Source organism: Hominiventricola filiformis (genome assembly GCF_020686965.1).
In the GTDB taxonomy this organism is placed as follows: Bacteria; Bacillota; Clostridia; order Lachnospirales; family Lachnospiraceae; genus Hominiventricola; species Hominiventricola filiformis.
This window is the reverse complement of record NZ_JAJEPS010000005.1, coordinates 49,264-68,904: the sequence shown is the minus strand read 5'-3', so window position 1 is coordinate 68,904 and position 19,641 is coordinate 49,264. Positions and strand designations below refer to the sequence as shown.

Below are 19,641 nucleotides of genomic sequence, written 5' to 3'. Positions count from 1 at the left end.
CGTGGCTAATTTTATGATACGCTTTTTAATATGCAATGTATTTATCAGCGGTATCATCGGAATTCTTTTGATAGCCAAGCGGATATTCAAAAACAACCTGTCCAGCCGGATGCAGTATAATCTGTGGTTTCTGCTTCTTGGGTTGCTGGCAGTTCCCTTTATACCGTTCCGTCTCATCGGATTTCCACAAATCTTCTTGTGGCTTGGCAGCTTAAGAAGCTCTCCTGCTTCTGGTACCGCAACCGCTATGGGAGAAGCTGTGGGAATTCATCCGACCGGAAATACAGACTGGATGAATGATTTCGCACTTTCTGTAAATAGTGAGACACCATCCATTGCCGGATACATATTATTGGGGATATGGATTGTAGGCATTTTTGCAATGATCATATTGGTAATCAAATCCTCGCTCCGCCTACGCACTTTGGAGAAATCTGCACTTCCCCTCCAGAACCCGGAAGTACGCAGACTATATCATCGATGTTTGGAGGAAATGGAAATTCACAGAAATATCCCTGTTTACAGTACTGCATTTTTGAAATCCCCGATTATTGTGGGACTTTTGAAACCGTGTATTTATCTGCCGATTCATCTGATCTCTGATTACAACGAATCCGATATGCGATATATGCTGTTGCACGAACTGCAGCACTATAAGCACAAAGATGCTGTTGCCAGTTATCTGATGAACCTTGCCGGGGTAATATATTGGTTCAATCCTCTTGTCTGGTACGCACTGAAAGAAATGCGTAATGACAGAGAGGTTGCCTGTGACACTTCCGTTTTGAAAATGCTTGAAGAGGATGCTTACGAAGATTATGGCAATACATTGATTAACTTTGCAGAGAAGGTTTCACTTACTCCTTTTCCGTTTGCTGCCGGCCTTGGTGGAAACATGGAGCAGATGAAACGAAGAATTATCAACATTGCCTCTTATGAGAAGCCGACATTTATGAAAAGAATAAAAGGTATGACTGCATTCATGTTGACTGCTGTTCTTCTCCTTGGATTCGCACCTTTTATTTCCACATACGCAGCAGACGGAAGCCACTACCAATGGGATTCCTCTTCTGAGAATGTTTCCTATGTAGACCTCTCCACATACTTCGGAGAATACGAAGGCAGCTTTGTTTTATACGATTTGGAAAATGATACATGGAGCATACACGACAAGGAGCATGCCACCCTGCGAGTTGCACCAAACTCCACTTACAAAATATATGATGCCCTGTTCGGTTTGGAAGAAGGTGTCATTACACCAGAGAACTCCTTTATTGCATGGAATGGAGAAAGCTATCCATTTGAAGCATGGAATGCGGATCAGACCTTACAGTCTGCAATGAATTCCTCCGTGAATTGGTATTTTGAATCTGTGGACGAACAGCTTGGAGCCGCTAACATTTCCAACTATATTGAGGAAATTGGGTATGGAAACGAAAATATAAGTGGTGATTTCTCCACTTATTGGATGGAATCTTCCTTGAAGATTTCTCCAATAGAGCAGGTCGAACTTCTAACCAGGCTGCAGAATAACAGCTTTGGCTTCGCCCCTGAAAATATCAATGCTGTAAAAGATGCCATCTGCCTTTCCTCTTCCGATGCCGGAACATTCTACGGAAAGACCGGAACCGGCCGTGTGGATGGACAGGATGTGAACGGATGGTTTATCGGTTATATCGAAACTGCAGATAATACATACTTTTTTGCTACCAACATTGGTGCAGACAGCGATGCTACCGGAGGCAACGCAACTGAAATAACCATGTCTATCTTGTCTGACATGAATATCTGGAAATAAAGAATCGGGTAAAGGTCAATCTCTGACTTTTACCCGATTTTTCTTAATTCGCTATCTGAACAAGCCCTTTGTATTCCCATGTCGCTCCATAATCAGTTGACTGAAATACAATCCCATCTTTCTCCGCTGCATCTGTGGTAACCGTTATCGTCAATGTGTCGTCCTCTTTTTCAGGCATATTCAGGTAATCAAAATCCTCCACCGTAAATCCGCAATCGATAGCGATTTGCGGTAATTCTGAAACAAGATCCATTGGAAGTTTCATTTCTTCAAAGGTCCTTCCGCCATCGCGAGTGACATATAAGCGGGAATAGGACTGGGATGCGCCTGTAATTCCTGCAACCCCAAAGTTCTCATCATAAAATATTAAACCTTCTGCAACTCCCAATTGTCCACTGAACGGATCATCATTTATGCATTCCCAAGTAGAACCACCATCCATTGTCTTTTCCATTACATAAAATCTGCTTCCGGCAGCTGCATCCGTTATCACCAAACGCCATCCATTATTTTCATCTAAAAAGAAATACATAGTTCCATCACTTTGATCCACAGTCCAACTTTCTGTATCTTTAGCATCCTCCACCTGCTGCATCGTATTCTCCTGCTTCAATTCTTGTTGACTGACGTACTCAGGCTCCATAATATATCGAACAGGTGTGACACTATTTAAATCAGGAATATGCAAAGATACTTCAAACCCAACGATTTCTCCACCGCTTCTAAGCTGAGTAAAATTGCCGGTTCCTGTTTCAGTTCCATCACCATCTGCATCTCCCGAAATATATTGTAAGCCTTCCTCTGAACTAAAAGATCTTCGCCCCATATAGAGTATTTCATAAATCTGCTGCTCTTCAAATGTTTCAGCCCACGCATCTACCTGACTCGTCCAGTCTGAATTGTTCAAAATTTCAATCATTGGAGACAAACGCATATCGTCACTATATTCTCCATTCACATTACCATCTATCCAAACAGTCATATCATTACTGCTGTCTGCGTCATAATCAATAAGATACGTTTTTTTCTCTCCAGCCTCATTTTTTCCATATATGAATGCATAAATCCTTTGAATCGTTCCGTTTTCATCAAATGACACCTGATATTTATTTGCAATATAGAGTTCTTCCGGCAGTTGCAATGCTTCATCCAAATCCATCAGAATCCCTTCTACACCATCCTCAAAAAGATTATTATGCTCCAGTTCTACTTCTTTTTTACGCATCCACTCATCAAGTTTCCAAGACAGTGCCCCGTGATACGGAACTGCAGAATAAACGATACGTCCACCAAAGAATAAAGTTGCTGCTATAAGGAGTATCATTTCCGTATAGAAAAGTTTCTTATTTCCATTATCTCCTGAATTAACTTCTTGATTATGCCTTTTCGAAATCAGCCAGAGAACCACTGTGCCAACCAATCCTATTATACCTAACGCCAACATCGGTATATGCCTTCTCAAGCCACCATATTGACATAGATGCCAGAATTGATACAACATAAATATATATAGTATTAAACTTACTTTTCCCGTGATTTTATAAATATATTTCATGTAAGTCTCCTTTCTTCATATCTGTAAAAATACCATAAAACACCAGTATTATCAAATCATTCTTTAATACGGTATTGGTAATCTGGTATATGCATAATTCCGTCATTTAGGATTTCATTCCCCAAATACTGAAAACTGCCATCCTCTGCAAACCTTACCGTAAGTTCATGGGTTATGACTGCATCATCGCAAATGACCATGTCACAGACCGCCTCAACTGTTAATGTGACTGTTCCATCTTGATTTTCTTTGATGTCGACAACCTCCGGCAGAGAAGTTCCAAAGAAGGTAGGCGCATAATTGAAGCACCCAAGTCTCGCCCAAAGATAGGTCTGGTTTTCCTCATCAAATACTGCGTACTCTCGTATCTGCTCCGCTGTTATGGGAAGATACTCCATAATCAGACTTTCGAACTCTTCTTTAGGAATGCCATTTGGATAATCTTCAGAATTGAACTTTTCACCATATTTCATTCCATACAGATATTCAAACATTCCGTTATAATCCAACTCACTCATATTTTCTACATTCCAGTTGGAACACAAAAGGTTCTGTCCCTGATATCCAAGCCCCCGAACACAACGTTCAGACATTTCACACTGTTCCTCTGTCATAGGTTTTATTCTGATCAGGCAGCTTCCATCCACAATTTCACTGACTTCCGGTGGCTCCGGCACACACAACTCATAGCAGAACCATCCTTTTTCCGTGTATTTCCATTCCTTGAGTCTCGTATATGAAATGTACGAAATTCCCGGCTCGTTGTCAGCATTCCAGATTCCTCTTGTACTTACAACATACATATCCGTTCCATCAAAAATGAATTTCATTCTGCCCAGTCCACCATCGTTGTAGATTTCATAAATTACTACAGAACCGCTTTGCCCTTCCATACATTCTTTAAGAAAACTATCGACACTTTCATAATTCCCCATGTTAGAATACGTTACCATCGTAGCAATTGGATATCCTGCATCCTTTACCTTCTTCTGCATTTCAAGAACCGTTTGATCATCCAAAACAACATTGGATGCTATCCCTTTATCTGCAGTTTCATAAATATCAAGATAATGTTCCATCAGCTTTTTACAGTCAGTCTCAGCTTCTTCCCTTTCCTGTTCATCTACTGGAAGGTCGTAGCCCTTTTCCCATTGTTCTGCAGCCTCTTCCTCGGCACTTTTTGTTTCCTCCGTGGAAGATACTTCTTCCGTATCTTCCACAAGAGATTCACCCACAACGCTATCTTCTTTTCCACAGGCACACAGGTCGCATCCAATCAGAAATGCCATAATCAGCAGAATGCTTTTTTTCTTTAATGCCATAATATCATCCTTTCTTTCTTGCTATCGGCGGCAGTTCCAACTCAATTTGTTCTATAGAATTGGAAAGGTATCTGAAAGTTCCGTCTTCAAATGGCAGAACCACAACCGTATTCCGAAAAACGAGATCAGAATTATAATCCGGCCATACTCCATCTACGATAAGTGTAATCGTTCCATCCGCATTTTTTGTATAGTCAACCACCTCTCCAAAAGGTGGGTATGGGCTGGCATAAATCATCTCATATTCATAGCTGTTGCTGCCCTCAGAATACCCGCAATGCTCTCTCAACTGTTCTACCGATACCGGAAAATAAGTAGTCATTATCCTTTCATATTCCTCTGCCGGAATCTTCCAATCTTCAGTTTTCAGATTTTCGCCCGTAGAAATCCGATAAATATCTTCATACATACAAGGCATCAGAATGTCCTCTACATTGCTGCTGTCCCAATTTGTGACAAGCACATTGTAATTCACATAGCTTAGTCCTGATATGTATTTCTCCGTCAATTCCCGACAGTCTTCCGGAAGCGGTTCTATTCTCCAATACTGTCTCAAACTTGCATGTGCAATCACATATTCATATGCGTAGATAAAATATCCTTTTTCGGTCAGTTTAATCTCAGCCACATTACTTACCAAAGTTCCCTGTATCTCTGGTATACCGCCTTCCTTCCACCGAATTCCTATGTAATAGGTCTGCAGCTCACCTTTCCGATAAATGAAGGTAACTGCTCCAATCAGTCCATCTCTATATACTTCAAATACCGTAACCATCGAGTCCCGTCCATCCAAGTAATCTGCATAAAATGTTTCGATTACTTCATGGTTTTGCATGGCAGTATCTTCTTCAACACTTACCAAACCGCTTCTGCCCAATTGTTCCACCACGGCTTTCCTCTGCTCGTGGGTAAATTCATTAATACCGGAAGAGTAGCTTGGTGCATCTGCAATTACAATATCCTTATAGATTTCTCTGACCGATTCTGCTGCTGACAAAACCGTACTCTGCAGCTGCTCCTTCTCCTTTTCTGAAAGGAGATCATCACTGGCTTGCGGAATAAACCAATATGCTGACTCTGTGGAAATTTCCGCATTCTCGGCTTCTTCTGTTTCTGCTTCGCTATTTTCGATTTCTATAGGTGGCTCCCATACTTCTTCTGCCACCTTTTGCTTTTCTGCATGCAATTTTCCCCAACAAAACACTCCGGCTATCACGAAAATCAACAGCAGCAAAATCGGAAGTCCACATCTTCTAAGCAGCCATTTTACATCTTCCATTATCCGCCTCCGTACAATTCTTCCCATTCTTCCAACGTCAACCGTGGTGTATGCCATGTTTCCTCATAATTATCCTCGGAAGGTATAATTTGATTGGATACATATTGTACCCCTCCGTCCTCTAACGGGCGGACCACAACCTCATGAGCATATACCTTGGAATCACCTGCATAAGGGAATACTACATTAGCTGTAAGTGTAATTGTCCCATCGCTGTTTTCTGTAAAATCGACTACCTCTGAATATGGATATTCCGGGTACTCTACTTCTTCGAAGCCTCTCGGCTTATATTCATAAGTTGAATCCTCCGAATAATAGACGGTTTTGGATTGCAGCGTTTCACTATCAATATTGAAATATTTCATAATAACGCTTTCAAATTCCTCTTTTGGAATCCGATAAACTGCACTTACTGCCAGGTTGTCATCTGCAATATAGGGAACATACTGACCATTTACTTTTGGATAGAGAATGTCATACATATCATAGAAATTCAAAGCCCCGAAATCCTCCTCACTCCAATCCACAATAAACATGTTATTCTGTTCAAAGCCAATCGGGCGGAGATATTTCCGACTCAACTCCCGATATGTTTCATCCAATGGCTGTACCCGCAATGCGGTATGCTCCTCTGCCCCACTCAATGTAAGAACATACAATTCTTCTGAAAACCAGACACCGGAAAACATCAGGTAACCTTCTTCTGTATAATTCCAATACTCCGCCTGATAGCTTCCAGTAACCTCTCTTTGTATATCTCCATTTTCGTACTTGTAATAGCTTCTGACCACATCTACATTTCCGTCTTTTGTGTGTAAATCGTATTTTACAAATCCGCCTAAATAACTGACTTCAAGAATTGTTATTTCTGCTTCTTCCTGTGCATCCACCTTTTCGCAGAATTCCACTACCTTCTCTGGGTCCGTCATGTTAATTTGATTTCTGCTGTCAACAGCCGGATATCCATTTTCTCCAAGGCAATTTACAATACTACGAATCGTTTCCAAATCAGCTATCTTGTTTTCTTCTGCTGCCTTCTTATAAAGATCTATACAGATGTTTATAATTTCTTCTGCGTTCTCCTTAGAATCTTCTGGAATAGCTTGAATATCAATTACTGTTTCCGAAACTGTATCTTCTTCCGGGGGTGCATCGCTACACCCTGAAACACTAAGCATCAGTACAAAACTAATTACTGCTAAACCACTCTTCCAGGACCAGGCCGTCTTTCTTAACAACATATCCACTTCCTCCTCTACCTTTCACATCTTCTACCATGCTGATAATCAATATAGGACGTTCTACCGTATCTTCTGCTGTAAAAATTGCAAACCATCCTAATTCCGTACCCGAAATATCATCCTTCGATGCCTTGATTTCTGCCGTACCTGTTTTTCCTGCTAAAAGAATGTCATCCCGATGAGCTGCATATCCCGTTCCATTAGAATCATTCACAACCTTCTTTGTTCCTTCCAATACACGGCTTGCTGTCTCATTAGAAAAGGCACCCGGAATCCAATACTCAGCTGTTGCTTCATTCTTATATACCAAATAAGGCTTTATGACATTTCCCTCGTTACAGAAAGCAGAATAGATACAAGCCATATGTAACGGATTCACTAAAACCTGCCCTTGACCGTAACCGCTATCAGCTAACTGTATTTCTGTTTCAATTCCCTCTGAATTAGAATACTGCGACTCTGCCATCTTAATCTCAAATGGCAATTCCTCATTAAAACCAAGTCCAGTCAAAGAACTCTCCATCTCTTCTGATCCAATCTTTAATGCTGCCTTTGCGAAATAAATATTGTCGGAATATATCAGGGCATTCTCTAAAATGACTGGTTCATATGCATGGAGTGTTGTTACATAATAGGACCCCCACGATGCATCCTTTTGCCAGCTTAAGCCTACGTTACCGTAATCTTCCATTGGATCGATTGCTCCTGATTCCAAGCCGACCGCAGCGGTAATTGGCTTAAATGTAGACCCCGGACACCATACTTGCCGGAAGCGATTATACATTGGCTTATTCTCATCCTCGTTAAGTGCAGTCCACTGCTCACTCGATAATCCCATAATAAAATCGTTATTGTCATAGGCTGGTGTGCTGACCAAAGCCAATACCTCTCCAGTATAAGGATTCATGGCTACCGAGCAGCTTTTATCTTCCTTAAACTGCTCATACAAGGAAACCTGTAAATCAGTATCTATCGTAAGCTGGATGTCCTGTCCATGCTGTACCAGGATGCAAGCAAGTTCCTCCTTCTCTTTGCCTTCCGAGTTTACAATATAAATCCTGCAACCGTTCTGGCCTTTGAGTTCACTTTCGAACAATCCCTCCATTCCACTTCTACCGATTACACTATTGGCTGTATAGCCTTCTCCTGCATGTTCCTCTAAATCTTCCGCAGTAACACTTTGAACATATCCGACCAAATGTGCAGCTGCTTCCCCTAATGGGTATTCACGCACTTCAACATCAGATATCATCACTCCGGGAATCTCCAGCAACTTTTCATGCCTTTCATTCTCCTTTAGGACTTCTTCATCTGGACTGATAGACATTAACTCAATTTCTTCCACTCTTGGAATCGTTTTAATAGGAACAAAAGAATCATCCTTTACCCACTTTGCAGACAGTTTCTTTTCTATCGCTTCCGGTGTGATTTCCAATAGTTCTGCAATCTGTGCGATTGCTTCCTCTCTGTTTTCCAACTTTCCCGGAACGATTCCAACCGAAGATGCTGTACCTTTTCCTGCAAGGACACGTCCGTTCCTATCCAGAATTTCTCCTCGTTCTGCCTGTGTAGTGGAAACTCTTACTTTATCTGTAGAAGTTAGATTCCGAAAAATCATGGAATCATCCCAAACCAACTTATATCCTTCTTCGTCTTTTAGGAAAAGTGCTTCATTCTCAAAGCTGATAGTTCCTGCAACTGTATCGAAAGAAGTCTGGTAGGTTACCGTCATTTGCTCCTCGTCATATGCAATAATCCGGACAGCCATATTCTGGACTTCTATGCCTTCATAAATAGCTGAGTTGCGTTTTTTGAAATCCTCCTGACTGATACTTCCCGATGCCTCAACGTGCAACATCGCATACATTTCTTCATATTCCTTTTTGGGGATATGATACATGTACTCCACCAGAAGTTCTTCCGGTGTCCTCCAGGCATTTTCTTTTGTTTCCAACATTCCTGCCACACATACCGCAGAAATTACCGCAGCTATTCCTATAACAGCAATCGCAATCCATAGGAGCCTGCTTCTTGTTTTCTTTCGCTTGTTTCTGCTTTTTCCTTTCTTCATATTGACCTCCATTTATTTTCATTGCTGATATGGTCATATTCTATTTTCAATGTACACTATATCTTCAAAATATTACATTTGTAAGATTTTTAGGCAAAAAATTTTCACTTTGCTTGGTATATCGTACTATGCATTCCTCCTTCCTTCTTATTACATGCGTAAGATTTCGTGGTAAAAAAATTTCGTCCGCAATCCTTCTGCACTTGTGTAAATATTACATCAGTAAGATTTGGAAGTCAAGTTATCTTTATATAAAAAGGCTCCTGCCGAGAAGTATCATACATTTTCGCAAAAGTGATACCTTTTAGCAAAAGCCTATTATTCAGTAAGTTTCAAACCACCCCACTGTTTCAATATTCAAATGTTTCATTCAAAAGACCAGAAAACACACGTCCATTATCTTTCTTTATTATCCCACAAACCGCAGAAAATCAAGGTTTCTTTGAAAACAGACAAACGGTTTCAATATTCCCCTGAACTTTGATTTTATACTGCATAGCGAAAGTATGCAATAGGTTTTCAAAGTGGGGCAACATTCTTATCCTCATACTCTAACAATCCACCCTTAACTTCTATACATAAGGATCATTCAATATTTCCTTACCTTCATTTTCATTCTGCAGTAAATCTTTTAAATAGACTTCTAACTCTTCAAAACTCATTCCTCTTTTAAATCCTCTATTTCCATGAATCCAGCGATTCATTTGAGTGTTATCAAACAGCAATTCACATGTTCTTCTAGGGAATTTTCCTAATGCAGAATCAAAAAAATTATCAAATACAGAATAATGATGCGTATGTATAAAATCCTCCCAAGACTTAATCACATCTTCTTCTGGACGAATATCAATAATTTCTATTTCCTCTAAGTTTCTATCTTCTACTGCTCCCCATGCTTGTTTTAACATATCTATAGCCGCCTGATCACTTTTGGGTGCGCTATATCCAAAAATCGTGAGCCTGTATGCTATCTGCAAATACTGCTCCAATTGTATCCAACTCATAGAAATATAGGGATTCAAATTATAATTCTTCTCCTTAATAGGATATAGTAACGGAACTTTCTTTAGCATCTCTCCACAGCGAGAACAACGAGCATAAGGACTTCCTAATACCATATCTTTCTCACATGTTGCAATAGCAACATTCCCATGCAAGAATGCCATCTGTGGTAAGTTATTAGTTATTCTTGTACATCTTGTATATGCTTCAACTAACAAAGGATCCCAATTAAAAGTTGCAACCAAATCTTTTTTGGTAAGACTAAGTAATAAATAATCATAAATTGTAGGTGTATCCGGCAATTCAAATTCACAGAAATATTTTTCTATAGCATCTTCTAGCTGAATACGCTGTAATTCACAATCATTTCTTTCATACATTTCCATGTAAATATCTTCAAGATTGTCACTTGTAGTCTGTATATTAATGCTTGATATAACCGGTCGCATCCCAAGCTTATCAATAAAGCCTTTCATTGCAGATATCTTTTTTCCATTTTTATCGCCATTTGGTATGGTGGCTACACTAGCTCCCGCCCCCAGCAAAACAACATGAGGACTGTTCTTACAATTTCTCTCAAATTGATATATTTGATCTTCAAAGTTATCTTCCAAACCCATTTTATATTCTTCAAACATTGCATCCAATTCCTTTTGGCTTATTGGTTCTCCATTATTACCTATACAAGGATTATATAAAACCGCTTCACCATCCACTTTAATGACACCATCACACACACTTCCCATAACTGCAAGTGTTTCTGCAAAAGCAACCATTCCTTCTCCATTCAATAATGGGCTGCCCACCCTACAGTCTCTACATATTGCATTTTCTAACAATTCTTTCTTATAGTTTTCCTCTACATCTTTCCACTTCTTACCCGCAAATCTTTCCATAATACTCTTCCTACTTTTTAGTTTGCAATTCAGTAATCATTTTCTCATATTCCAACGCTGTAAAACCACTTTTGCTAAAAAGTATCCTTTCGCCAAAATGTATATCTCCCGCTCTCCAAAGCCAATCCCCTGGGGTAAACCTCCGATTATATCATCACTCTACGGAAACAGAAACACACATCCATTTTTCTTCTAAAATCGCAGAAACCTTTGATTTATTGGGCTTTTCTCGACAGAAGGCATACCGTCTCCACGTGCACCGTTCCCGGGAACATATCGCACGCCTTCACTTTCTTCACTTCATAACCATGTTCTCCCAGCCACTTCACATCTCTTGCCAGGGTGGCGGAGTCACAGCTTACGTACACGATGCGTTCTGGATGCATTTTCACCATAGTTTCCAATGCGGCAAGATCACAGCCTTTGCGGGGCGGGTCGACGACGATGACATCGGCGTAGATGCCCTCGTTTTTATATTTCTCAGGAAGGACTTCTTCTGCTTTTCCCACGAAAAATTCTGCGTTGGTGATGCCATTGAGCTTTGCGTTGACTTTGGCATCCGCGATGGCCTCAGGCACAATCTCCACACCATAGACTTTTCCGGCTTTCTGCGCCAGGAAGAGGGAAATCGTGCCGATACCGCAGTAGAGATCCCAGACGGTCTCATTTCCTTTTAGGTCCGCATATTCCAGTGCCGTCTCATACAGTTTCCTGGTCTGCACTGGGTTCACCTGGTAGAAAGAAAGGGGAGAAATCTGATATTTGATATTTCCAATATAATCCGTAATGTAATCCCGGCCCCAGACAGAGATCATCTCGGTACCCATGATCACATTGGTATTTTTCGTATTCACATTGATGGTGATACTGGTCATACCAGGGATTTCCCGCAGGGATTCCACCAGCTGTTCCATCTTCGGCATGGTTTTTCCGTTGAGGATGAGACAGACCATCACCTCTCCTGTTGTGAAACCTTTACGGATCAGCACATGGCGCAGAAGTCCCTTTCCTGTCTTCTCATCATAGGCCGGAATCCGGAATTTCTTCAAATGAGCCAGAATCTTTTCCAGAATCTCACGGTTCTCCTCCACACCAAGCCAGCATTCCGTACAGGGAATGATGTTATGGGAGCGGGCTGCATAGAATCCGGTCACTACATTTCCTTCTTTGTCAGTACCAAATGGGAACTGTGCTTTATTTCGGTATCTCCACGGATCTTCCATGCCTATGATCTCCGGCACTGCAAGGTCCGTAAGACCGCCGATACGGGTCAGATGATTCCAGACTTTTTTCGCTTTGAAATCAAGCTGTGCCTCATAGGTCATTGCCTGCAGTTGACAGCCGCCGCACTGGCGGGCAAATTCACATCGGGGCGTACACCGTACCGGTGACGGTTCCAACACTTCCAGGAGACGGGCATAACCATAGTTCTTTTTCATTTTCATAATCTTTGCACGAATCCAGTCTCCGACCACTGCATCTTTTACAAAGAGTGCCATGCCGTCTGCTTTTCCGATTCCTTCACCATCTATTCCCAGATCCTCGATTGTCAGTTCGATGATATCATCTTTTTTCATGAATTACTTACTCGTCTTTCTGATATTAGACTCAAACAGCCGGTTATAACCCAGCCATCCCTGATTCTCTCCTGCTGCTGTCAACGCTTCAATCATCGTTTGTAAATGTGCATCCGTGTTATCAGCAAAATTCAATGCAACAGCTTCCAATAGTGCCGGTTTCTTCGGAGAACCATATTCCAATTCTCCGTGATGGGCCAGAATGCAGTGCTTCAGCTCATTCCCCAGTTTTATCGGAAATCCAGGAATGTCACGGATCCTGTCACCAACCATCTCCGCACCGATCATAATGTGTCCCAGCAGCTGTCCTTCATCGGTATAATCATTCTCCGGAAATGGTGACAGTTCATATACCTTTCCGATATCATGGCACATTGCTGCAGTATACAGAAGATCTGCATTAATCATCGGATAATAGTTTACATAATATTCGCAAAGTTTCGTCACGCTCAAGGTATGCTCTAAAAGTCCTCCCACAAAACCGTGATGAACTGTTTTTGCTGCACTGCTGAATTTAAATGCCTTTGCAAACTCCACATCTTCTACAAAAAGACTTTTCAGAAGCTTTGAAAGATACGGATCTTTCACTTTTGCCACAAATCCGAGCAGTTCTTTATACATTACTTCAATATCTTTGCTGCTCACAGGAAGATAGTCCGCCGGATTATATTCTCCCTCCCGTGCCTTTCTCGCACGCTTCACATTCAGCTGCGGCTGTCCCTGAAACATCGTCACATCTGCCACGATATCCACATAATCCATTGCATCAAAATCTTCGATTCCACCGGAATTCGGATCCCAGATTTTGCTGTCGATCGTTCCTGTTTTATCCTGAAAAATCAGGTTCTCATAAGATTTTCCTGCTTTGGTAAGCGCACTCTGGCGGAATTTACACAGATAAATACCGGAAACGCGTTCGCCTTCCCGAAAACTTTCAATATATTTCATAATTTCTCCTCTTTACTTTTCCAGAACCTTCAATTCTACCGTAAAAGTCAGTTCCTGGTATTCTGTCTTGGATGGACGCTCACATACTACCTGAATGCTCTGCCCATCTGCACATTTTAATAATACAGACATCATGTCCTTCTGATTGGTAACCGGCTGTCCGCTGATTGACGTAATAATATCACCCGGCTGGATACCCGCACGGATTGCCGGCGAATTTAACTGCACTTCTGATACATACACTCCTATGGGAATATTCTCTGTTTCCGATATGGCTGTCGTCACATCTGCTCCTACAATTCCCATGTATACGATATCCTGATTATTGGACAGATGTTCAATTACTTCCTTCAGATCCGATATTCCATATGCCTGAATGGTATCTTTCTGTGCCTGTACTTCGCACTGATTCTGGATAAATCCAATCACTTTTCCATCCAGATTAACGAGCACACCGCTTCCGCTGTCCACCCCTGCAATATTTGTCGTCAGTATATTATATGCGCTGTCATAAAGTTCTGCCGACTGAGATACCGATGTGAGATTTCCAAAAAGAACAGAACCAAATGTTCCCATAGGACTTCCTACCGCAATAACCGGTTCCCCACTGCGGACAGACCTGGAGGAACCAACTTCCACTCCTTGTACCAGCTCTCTGGTTCCGTCTTCAATATCTCCCAGATTGACACTGACTACTGCTAGTCCCGTGTTTCTGTCATATTTTTTGAGCGTTCCTGATGCAGTTGTGTGATCAAAAAATGTAACCAGAAGTTGATCCCCATTGCTGATCTCTGCATATTCCGTAAGAATCAGAAGCTCTACTCCGTTATCACCCACAACCGTTCCGCAGACAGAATTCTGCGTCGTATAGGTTTCGTCAAACCAATCTGTATCCGTACTTACTGCCGCAATATTGACAAGGCTTTTCTCTACCTGGTTTCCCAGCTGCATGAGCTGCTGATAAAGTTTCCGATAGTCCTCCACCTCCATGCTGACCGTCTCTGTAATATAGATCGGAGATTCCTCTTCTGTCTCCGTCACGTCTTCTTCCACTGTCGTCTCCTCCGCCGGGAGCTCAAACTGCTTCACTTCCTGCTTCTCTGTTCTGAACCGCACCCAGGGCAACACAAAAGCCCAGACTGCTACCGCAGCCAACGCAAAGAGAAAACCACAGATCACTGCCGTCGCAATCCTTCTGAGCCAGGGGTTTCGGTACAACGGCTGCTCCTTGATCTTTTCTTTCATAAACGAGAATTCAGCATCTCTGTCTCTTTTTTCCTCTCCCATATAAACCTCCATCTGGGAAATACTGTCGGACTCACTTGCGCTCATTATACTATTTTTTAGAATTGATGTCCATAATTTACGCTTTCCTTTCCTATGCAAATGGAGTAAAATAGTTTCATAATGGGAGGATTTTATGAATCAGAAAGCTTTAAAAACACTCGAATTTGACAAAATTATTCATAGATTAACAGAACATGCCGCATCCGTGGGAGCCAAAAAGAAATGTACGGAACTTGTCCCCGTCACGTCCCTCTGGGAAATTGAGCGTGCTCAGACGCAGACCGCCGACGCGCTTCGCCGGATCTGGCAAAAGGGAAGTATCTCCTTCGGAGGTATCCGTGATATCCGCGGCTCTATAAAACGTCTGGAGATCGGCGGTATTCTCGGAATGGGTGAACTGCGCCAGATTATGTCCCTTCTGGAGACTGCCGGGCAGGTGCAGAAGTACGGTGCCCACGAGAGAGAGGACGAAAAAGCAGATTCTCTTGATGAATCTTTTGAATTTCTCGACCCGATTCCGTCCCTCTGCTCAGAGATCCGCCGCTGTATCCTTGCGGATGACGAGATGGCCGATGATGCCAGCTCTGCACTCTTTTCTATCCGCCGTTCCATGCGTCAGATGAATGACAAAGTGCATAACACCCTGAATGCCATGGTCAACGGAGCAGTCCGCACTTACCTGCAGGATGCCGTGATCACTATGCGTGACGGACGTTACTGCCTTCCGGTCAAGGCTGAACACAGAAGCCAGGTACCAGGAATGATCCATGACCAGAGTGCGACCGGCTCTACCCTTTTCATCGAGCCCATGGCAGTCGTGAAACTGAATAATGACTTCAAAGAGCTTCTCCTGAAAGAACAGCAGGAGATTGAAAAAATTCTGTCAGAATTAAGCGAAAAAACAGCGGCATATGCAGACCAGATTTCCGGTGACTATGACGTTCTCGTAGAGCTGGATTTCATTTTTGCAAAAGCCATTCTGGCTAAGGAGATGAACGCAGTCCGTCCAGTCTTCAATGACCAGCGCCGGATCAACATCAAAGAAGGTCGTCATCCCCTTCTGGATCCGAAAAAAGTAGTCCCGGTCACCGTCCGTCTGGGAGATGATTTCCGTCTCCTTATCATCACCGGACCGAACACCGGTGGCAAGACGGTTTCTCTGAAAACAGTGGGACTCTTTACCCTGATGGGACAGGCAGGACTTCATATCCCGGCCTTTGAAGGTTCCGAACTCGGTGTTTTTGGCGATGTCTTTGCAGATATCGGAGATGAGCAGAGCATTGAACAGAGTCTCAGTACTTTTTCCTCCCATATGACGACCATTGTAAGTATCCTGAAAAATATGGATACCAACTCTTTGGTACTTTTCGACGAGCTTGGTGCCGGTACCGATCCGACAGAGGGTGCCGCACTGGCTGTCTCCATTCTTGATCATCTGCAGAAGCAGGGGATTCGAACCATGGCAACCACCCACTACAGTGAGCTGAAAGTCTATGCACTTTCGACGGAAGGTGTTGAAAATGCCTGCTGTGAATTTGATGTGGAATCCTTACGTCCGACTTACCGTCTTCTGATTGGTATTCCCGGAAAGAGTAATGCATTTGCTATCTCTTCCCGCCTCGGCCTTCCGGATTTTCTCATCGAAGATGCAAAGAAACATCTGAGCGCCAAAGATATCAGCTTTGAAGACATCATCGCCGAACTGGAGCACAGCCGCGTCACCTTGGAAAAGGAGCAGATGGAGATTCAAAGCTACAAAGAAGAAATCCGCAAGCTGCGCAATGAACTCCAGAAGAAGCAGGAAAATATTGATCAGCGCAAAGAAAAACTCCTGAAAGATGCCAACGATAAGGCCGCTGCCATTCTGCAGGAAGCAAAAGACTATGCAGACGAAACCATCAAGAATTTCCATAAATTCGGAAAAGCCAATATTTCTATCAAAGATATGGAACAGCAACGTTCCCGCCTGCGCGAAAAGATTGATGCGGCCCAGTCAAAGAGCCAGTCCACGACCACTGCAAAACCGAAGAAAAAAGTAAAGGCAGACAAACTGCACATCGGAGATAAGGTACGGGTATTAAGTCTGAATCTGGAAGGAACAGTCAGTACCCTGCCAAATGCAAAAGGGGATCTTTTTGTTCAGATGGGCATTCTCCGTTCCCAGGTCAATGTACGTGATCTGGAATTCATCGGAGAGGCAGAAAATCTCGCCGCATCCAAAAGCATGTCGGGAAGCGGTAAGATCAGGATGTCCAAGTCCGCTCTTATCAGTACCGAGATCAACCTGATCGGCATGACTGTCGATGAGGCAATGGGGCATCTCGACAAATATCTGGATGATGCTTATCTGGCACATGTTCCAAGCGTGCGAATTGTCCACGGAAAAGGGACCGGCGCTCTCAGGACTGCCGTTCAACAGCATCTGAAACGCTGCAAATATATCAAGAGCTACCGACTTGGTACCTTCGGCGAAGGTGATGCCGGAGTTACCATTGCTGAATTTAAATAAAGGAGATCTTCCAATATGGCTACCAAACAGAAAATATTAATTGTGGACGATGATTCCAACATTGCGGAACTGATCTCTCTGTACCTTACAAAGGAATTCTATGAAGTACAGATCGTAGAAGACGGCGAGCAGGCACTGCAAGTATTTGACACCTTCCAACCAAACCTGATTCTTCTGGATCTAATGCTTCCCGGCATGGACGGCTATCAGGTCTGTAGGGAGATCCGCAGACGTTCCAACACGCCGATCATCATGCTCTCAGCTAAAGGTGAAGTCTTCGATAAAGTTCTCGGACTGGAGCTGGGCGCTGATGACTACATGATCAAACCCTTTGATTCCAAAGAGCTGGTTGCCCGTGTCAAAGCAGTTCTGCGCCGCTTCAATCCGTCTCCGTCAGAAGCCACACCGATTGCAAAACTGGTACAGTACCCTGATCTGATTATCAACCAGACCAACTACTCCGTTATCTACAGAAACGAACGCGTGGATATGCCACCAAAGGAGCTGGAACTTCTCTATTTTCTGGCATCCTCTCCCAACCAGGTATTTACACGGGAGCAGCTTCTGGACCATATCTGGGGCTATGAATATATCGGTGATACCCGGACTGTGGATGTTCATATCAAAAGACTTCGTGAAAAAATCAAGGATCACGAGGCCTGGAGACTGGCAACTGTATGGGGAATCGGCTATAAATTCGAGGTGAAATAATGCACCTGACACTGACCAAGAAATACATTCTTTCCTACTTGCTGTTCGGCATCGGCTGCTTTTTCCTGATCTCCACTGTGACCTCCAATTTGATCATGAAACAGGTTGTCGTGGAAAAAGCATCTGCTTTTTACCAGGAGGGGATCTACATGTCCGACCAGTATGTAGGAAATTATTTTGAACAGCAGAATGACCGGAAAAATCTGACCTCCGTCCAGTCTCATCTTCGCGCTATCGGCATCTATCTGAATGCAAAGATCTGGCTGATTAACACGGACGGCGAACTGATTTTGGATTCCTCCGATGCGTCCGTTTCCAGAAATCATCAGGAAATCCCAGAATTCACTTCCGTCCTTCCCGACGGAAGCTACTATACGACCGGTAACTTTTTTCACATGTTCTCTGAGGAGACTTTAAGCGTTCTGATTCCGGTCTCCCATGATTATCATGTCCGCGGCTACATTGCCATCCATGTCCCGCTGACCGTGCTGACCCACGAAAAAGAGAGCTATTTGCTGCCCTACTACCTTACATTCCTTGCCATTATGGTGCTGGCGCTTCTGTTTGTCATCTCCAACTGGCTGATCATATACCGGCCGCTCCGAAAACTGCGCCGGGCAGCCGGAGATTATGCCGTCGGGAATTTTGAAAAACCTATCAGCCTGGATCGCGAGGATGAACTCGGCTATTTGTCTCATACCATGGATTTCATGGCAGGAGCCCTCAGAGATTATGACGAAGACCAGAGAAAACTGATTTCCAACGTCTCCCACGATTTCCGGTCACCGCTGACCTCCATCAAAGGCTATATTGAGGCAATTCTGGACGGAACCATTCCTCCCGAACTGCAGGAAAAATACTTGAATATTGTGCTCCGGGAGACAGAACGGCTGACTGGCCTTACCAGCAGCCTTCTGGTCCTCAACTCCATGGATCCAAAGCAGAACCGGCTGAATAAAACAGAATTTGACATTAATACAGTCATAAAAAATACAGCTGCCACTTTTGAAGGCACCTGTACTTCAAAGCATATTACCATTGACCTGCTTTTTCCCGAATGGCATTCTTTCGTCTATGCCGACAAAGGCAAGATTCAGCAGGTACTCTACAACCTGATTGATAATGCCATCAAATTCAGCCACGCAGATTCCACCATCACAGTAGAAACCACCAGCAAGTATGAAAAAATATTTGTTTCTGTCCGGGATACCGGCATCGGTATTCCAAAAAACAGCCTGAAAAAAATCTGGGAACGTTTCTATAAGACAGATCTCTCCCGCGGAAAAGACAAAAAAGGCACCGGTCTCGGCCTTGCCATCGTAAAAGAAATTATCCAACTACATGGTGAAAATATTAATGTCGTCAGTACGGAAGGCGTCGGTACAGAATTTATTTTTTCTCTCAGCAAAGCAGAAAAAGAGGATGGGGAATCCTAAGATTCCTCA

At 42.9% G+C, this 19,641-nt stretch carries 13 protein-coding genes; 4 read left to right on the top strand and 9 right to left on the bottom strand.

All coding sequences use genetic code 11. From position 1 onward, the window contains the following. Position 1 precedes the first annotated feature (1 nt). Complete coding sequence (locus LKD36_RS06740; protein WP_308459163.1) at positions 2 to 1,798, top strand: BlaR1 family beta-lactam sensor/signal transducer; 1,797 nt, start codon at positions 2 to 4, stop codon at positions 1,796 to 1,798. Between the two features lie 43 nt (positions 1,799 to 1,841). Here the strand turns inward: LKD36_RS06740 and LKD36_RS06735 are convergent, their stop codons facing one another. From LKD36_RS06735 to LKD36_RS06695, 9 genes are all read right to left on the bottom strand, one after another. Then, positions 1,842 to 3,353, bottom strand: a complete 1,512-nt coding sequence (locus LKD36_RS06735) for a WD40/YVTN/BNR-like repeat-containing protein (RefSeq protein WP_308459162.1) — start codon at positions 3,351 to 3,353, stop codon at positions 1,842 to 1,844. Between the two features lie 56 nt (positions 3,354 to 3,409). Continuing rightward, positions 3,410 to 4,675: a DUF6070 family protein gene (locus LKD36_RS06730; RefSeq protein ID WP_308459161.1), complete on the bottom strand. Its 1,266-nt coding sequence runs from the start codon at positions 4,673 to 4,675 to the stop codon at positions 3,410 to 3,412. Positions 4,676 to 4,679: 4 nt separating this feature from the next. Then, positions 4,680 to 5,954 (bottom strand): DUF6070 family protein, encoded by a 1,275-nt coding sequence (locus LKD36_RS06725; RefSeq protein ID WP_308459160.1) that lies wholly within the window; start codon positions 5,952 to 5,954, stop codon positions 4,680 to 4,682. After that, positions 5,954 to 7,195 (bottom strand): DUF6070 family protein, encoded by a 1,242-nt coding sequence (locus LKD36_RS06720; RefSeq protein WP_308459159.1) that lies wholly within the window; start codon positions 7,193 to 7,195, stop codon positions 5,954 to 5,956. Before LKD36_RS06720 ends, LKD36_RS06725 begins: the two co-directional genes overlap by 1 nt. Beyond that, positions 7,143 to 9,266: a penicillin-binding transpeptidase domain-containing protein gene (locus LKD36_RS06715; RefSeq protein ID WP_308459158.1), complete on the bottom strand. Its 2,124-nt coding sequence runs from the start codon at positions 9,264 to 9,266 to the stop codon at positions 7,143 to 7,145. Before LKD36_RS06715 ends, LKD36_RS06720 begins: the two co-directional genes overlap by 53 nt. Positions 9,267 to 9,838: 572 nt before the next feature. Next, a complete protein-coding gene (locus tag LKD36_RS06710) occupies positions 9,839 to 11,164 on the bottom strand; it encodes a hypothetical protein (RefSeq protein WP_308459157.1) in 1,326 nt (441 codons plus the stop codon). A 215-nt stretch (positions 11,165 to 11,379) separates the two neighbouring features. Beyond that, positions 11,380 to 12,741: a 23S rRNA (uracil(1939)-C(5))-methyltransferase RlmD gene (rlmD, locus tag LKD36_RS06705; protein WP_308459156.1), complete on the bottom strand. Its 1,362-nt coding sequence runs from the start codon at positions 12,739 to 12,741 to the stop codon at positions 11,380 to 11,382. Positions 12,742 to 12,744: 3 nt separating this feature from the next. Further along, on the bottom strand, positions 12,745 to 13,689 hold the full coding sequence (locus LKD36_RS06700) for a 3'-5' exoribonuclease YhaM family protein (protein ID WP_308459155.1): 945 nt from the start codon (positions 13,687 to 13,689) through the stop codon (positions 12,745 to 12,747). Positions 13,690 to 13,701: 12 nt separating this feature from the next. Further along, complete coding sequence (locus LKD36_RS06695; protein WP_308459154.1) at positions 13,702 to 14,976, bottom strand: S1C family serine protease; 1,275 nt, start codon at positions 14,974 to 14,976, stop codon at positions 13,702 to 13,704. A gap of 133 nt (positions 14,977 to 15,109) precedes the next feature. On the opposite strand from LKD36_RS06695, the gene LKD36_RS06690 reads away from it, so the two are divergent. Genes LKD36_RS06690 through LKD36_RS06680 form a run of 3 tightly spaced genes read left to right on the top strand, consistent with a single transcriptional unit; the run spans position 15,110 to position 19,632 of the window. After that, positions 15,110 to 17,485 carry an endonuclease MutS2 gene (locus tag LKD36_RS06690; RefSeq protein WP_308459153.1) on the top strand — a complete coding sequence of 792 codons (2,376 nt, stop codon included), beginning with the start codon at positions 15,110 to 15,112 and terminating at the stop codon, positions 17,483 to 17,485. A gap of 15 nt (positions 17,486 to 17,500) precedes the next feature. Next, positions 17,501 to 18,196: a response regulator transcription factor gene (locus tag LKD36_RS06685; RefSeq protein ID WP_118770472.1), complete on the top strand. Its 696-nt coding sequence runs from the start codon at positions 17,501 to 17,503 to the stop codon at positions 18,194 to 18,196. Further along, on the top strand, positions 18,196 to 19,632 hold the full coding sequence (locus tag LKD36_RS06680) for a sensor histidine kinase (protein ID WP_308459152.1): 1,437 nt from the start codon (positions 18,196 to 18,198) through the stop codon (positions 19,630 to 19,632). The genes LKD36_RS06685 and LKD36_RS06680 overlap by 1 nt, the downstream gene beginning before the upstream one ends. Positions 19,633 to 19,641 lie beyond the last annotated feature (9 nt).

Excerpts from the sequence above, each read along its gene's own strand:
- LKD36_RS06735 (WP_308459162.1), bottom strand. The coding sequence starts at position 3,353 with ATGAAATATATTTATAAAATCACGGGAAAAGTAAGTTTAATACTATAT.
- LKD36_RS06730 (WP_308459161.1), bottom strand. The coding sequence starts at position 4,675 with ATGGCATTAAAGAAAAAAAGCATTCTGCTGATTATGGCATTTCTGATT.
- LKD36_RS06725 (WP_308459160.1), bottom strand. The coding sequence starts at position 5,954 with ATGGAAGATGTAAAATGGCTGCTTAGAAGATGTGGACTTCCGATTTTG.
- LKD36_RS06720 (WP_308459159.1), bottom strand. The coding sequence starts at position 7,195 with ATGTTGTTAAGAAAGACGGCCTGGTCCTGGAAGAGTGGTTTAGCAGTA.
- LKD36_RS06715 (WP_308459158.1), bottom strand. The coding sequence starts at position 9,266 with ATGAAGAAAGGAAAAAGCAGAAACAAGCGAAAGAAAACAAGAAGCAGG.
- LKD36_RS06710 (WP_308459157.1), bottom strand. The coding sequence starts at position 11,164 with ATGGAAAGATTTGCGGGTAAGAAGTGGAAAGATGTAGAGGAAAACTAT.
- rlmD (WP_308459156.1), bottom strand. The coding sequence starts at position 12,741 with ATGAAAAAAGATGATATCATCGAACTGACAATCGAGGATCTGGGAATA.
- LKD36_RS06700 (WP_308459155.1), bottom strand. The coding sequence starts at position 13,689 with ATGAAATATATTGAAAGTTTTCGGGAAGGCGAACGCGTTTCCGGTATT.
- LKD36_RS06695 (WP_308459154.1), bottom strand. The coding sequence starts at position 14,976 with ATGGGAGAGGAAAAAAGAGACAGAGATGCTGAATTCTCGTTTATGAAA.
- LKD36_RS06690 (WP_308459153.1), top strand. The coding sequence starts at position 15,110 with ATGAATCAGAAAGCTTTAAAAACACTCGAATTTGACAAAATTATTCAT.
- LKD36_RS06685 (WP_118770472.1), top strand. The coding sequence starts at position 17,501 with ATGGCTACCAAACAGAAAATATTAATTGTGGACGATGATTCCAACATT.
- LKD36_RS06680 (WP_308459152.1), top strand. The coding sequence starts at position 18,196 with ATGCACCTGACACTGACCAAGAAATACATTCTTTCCTACTTGCTGTTC.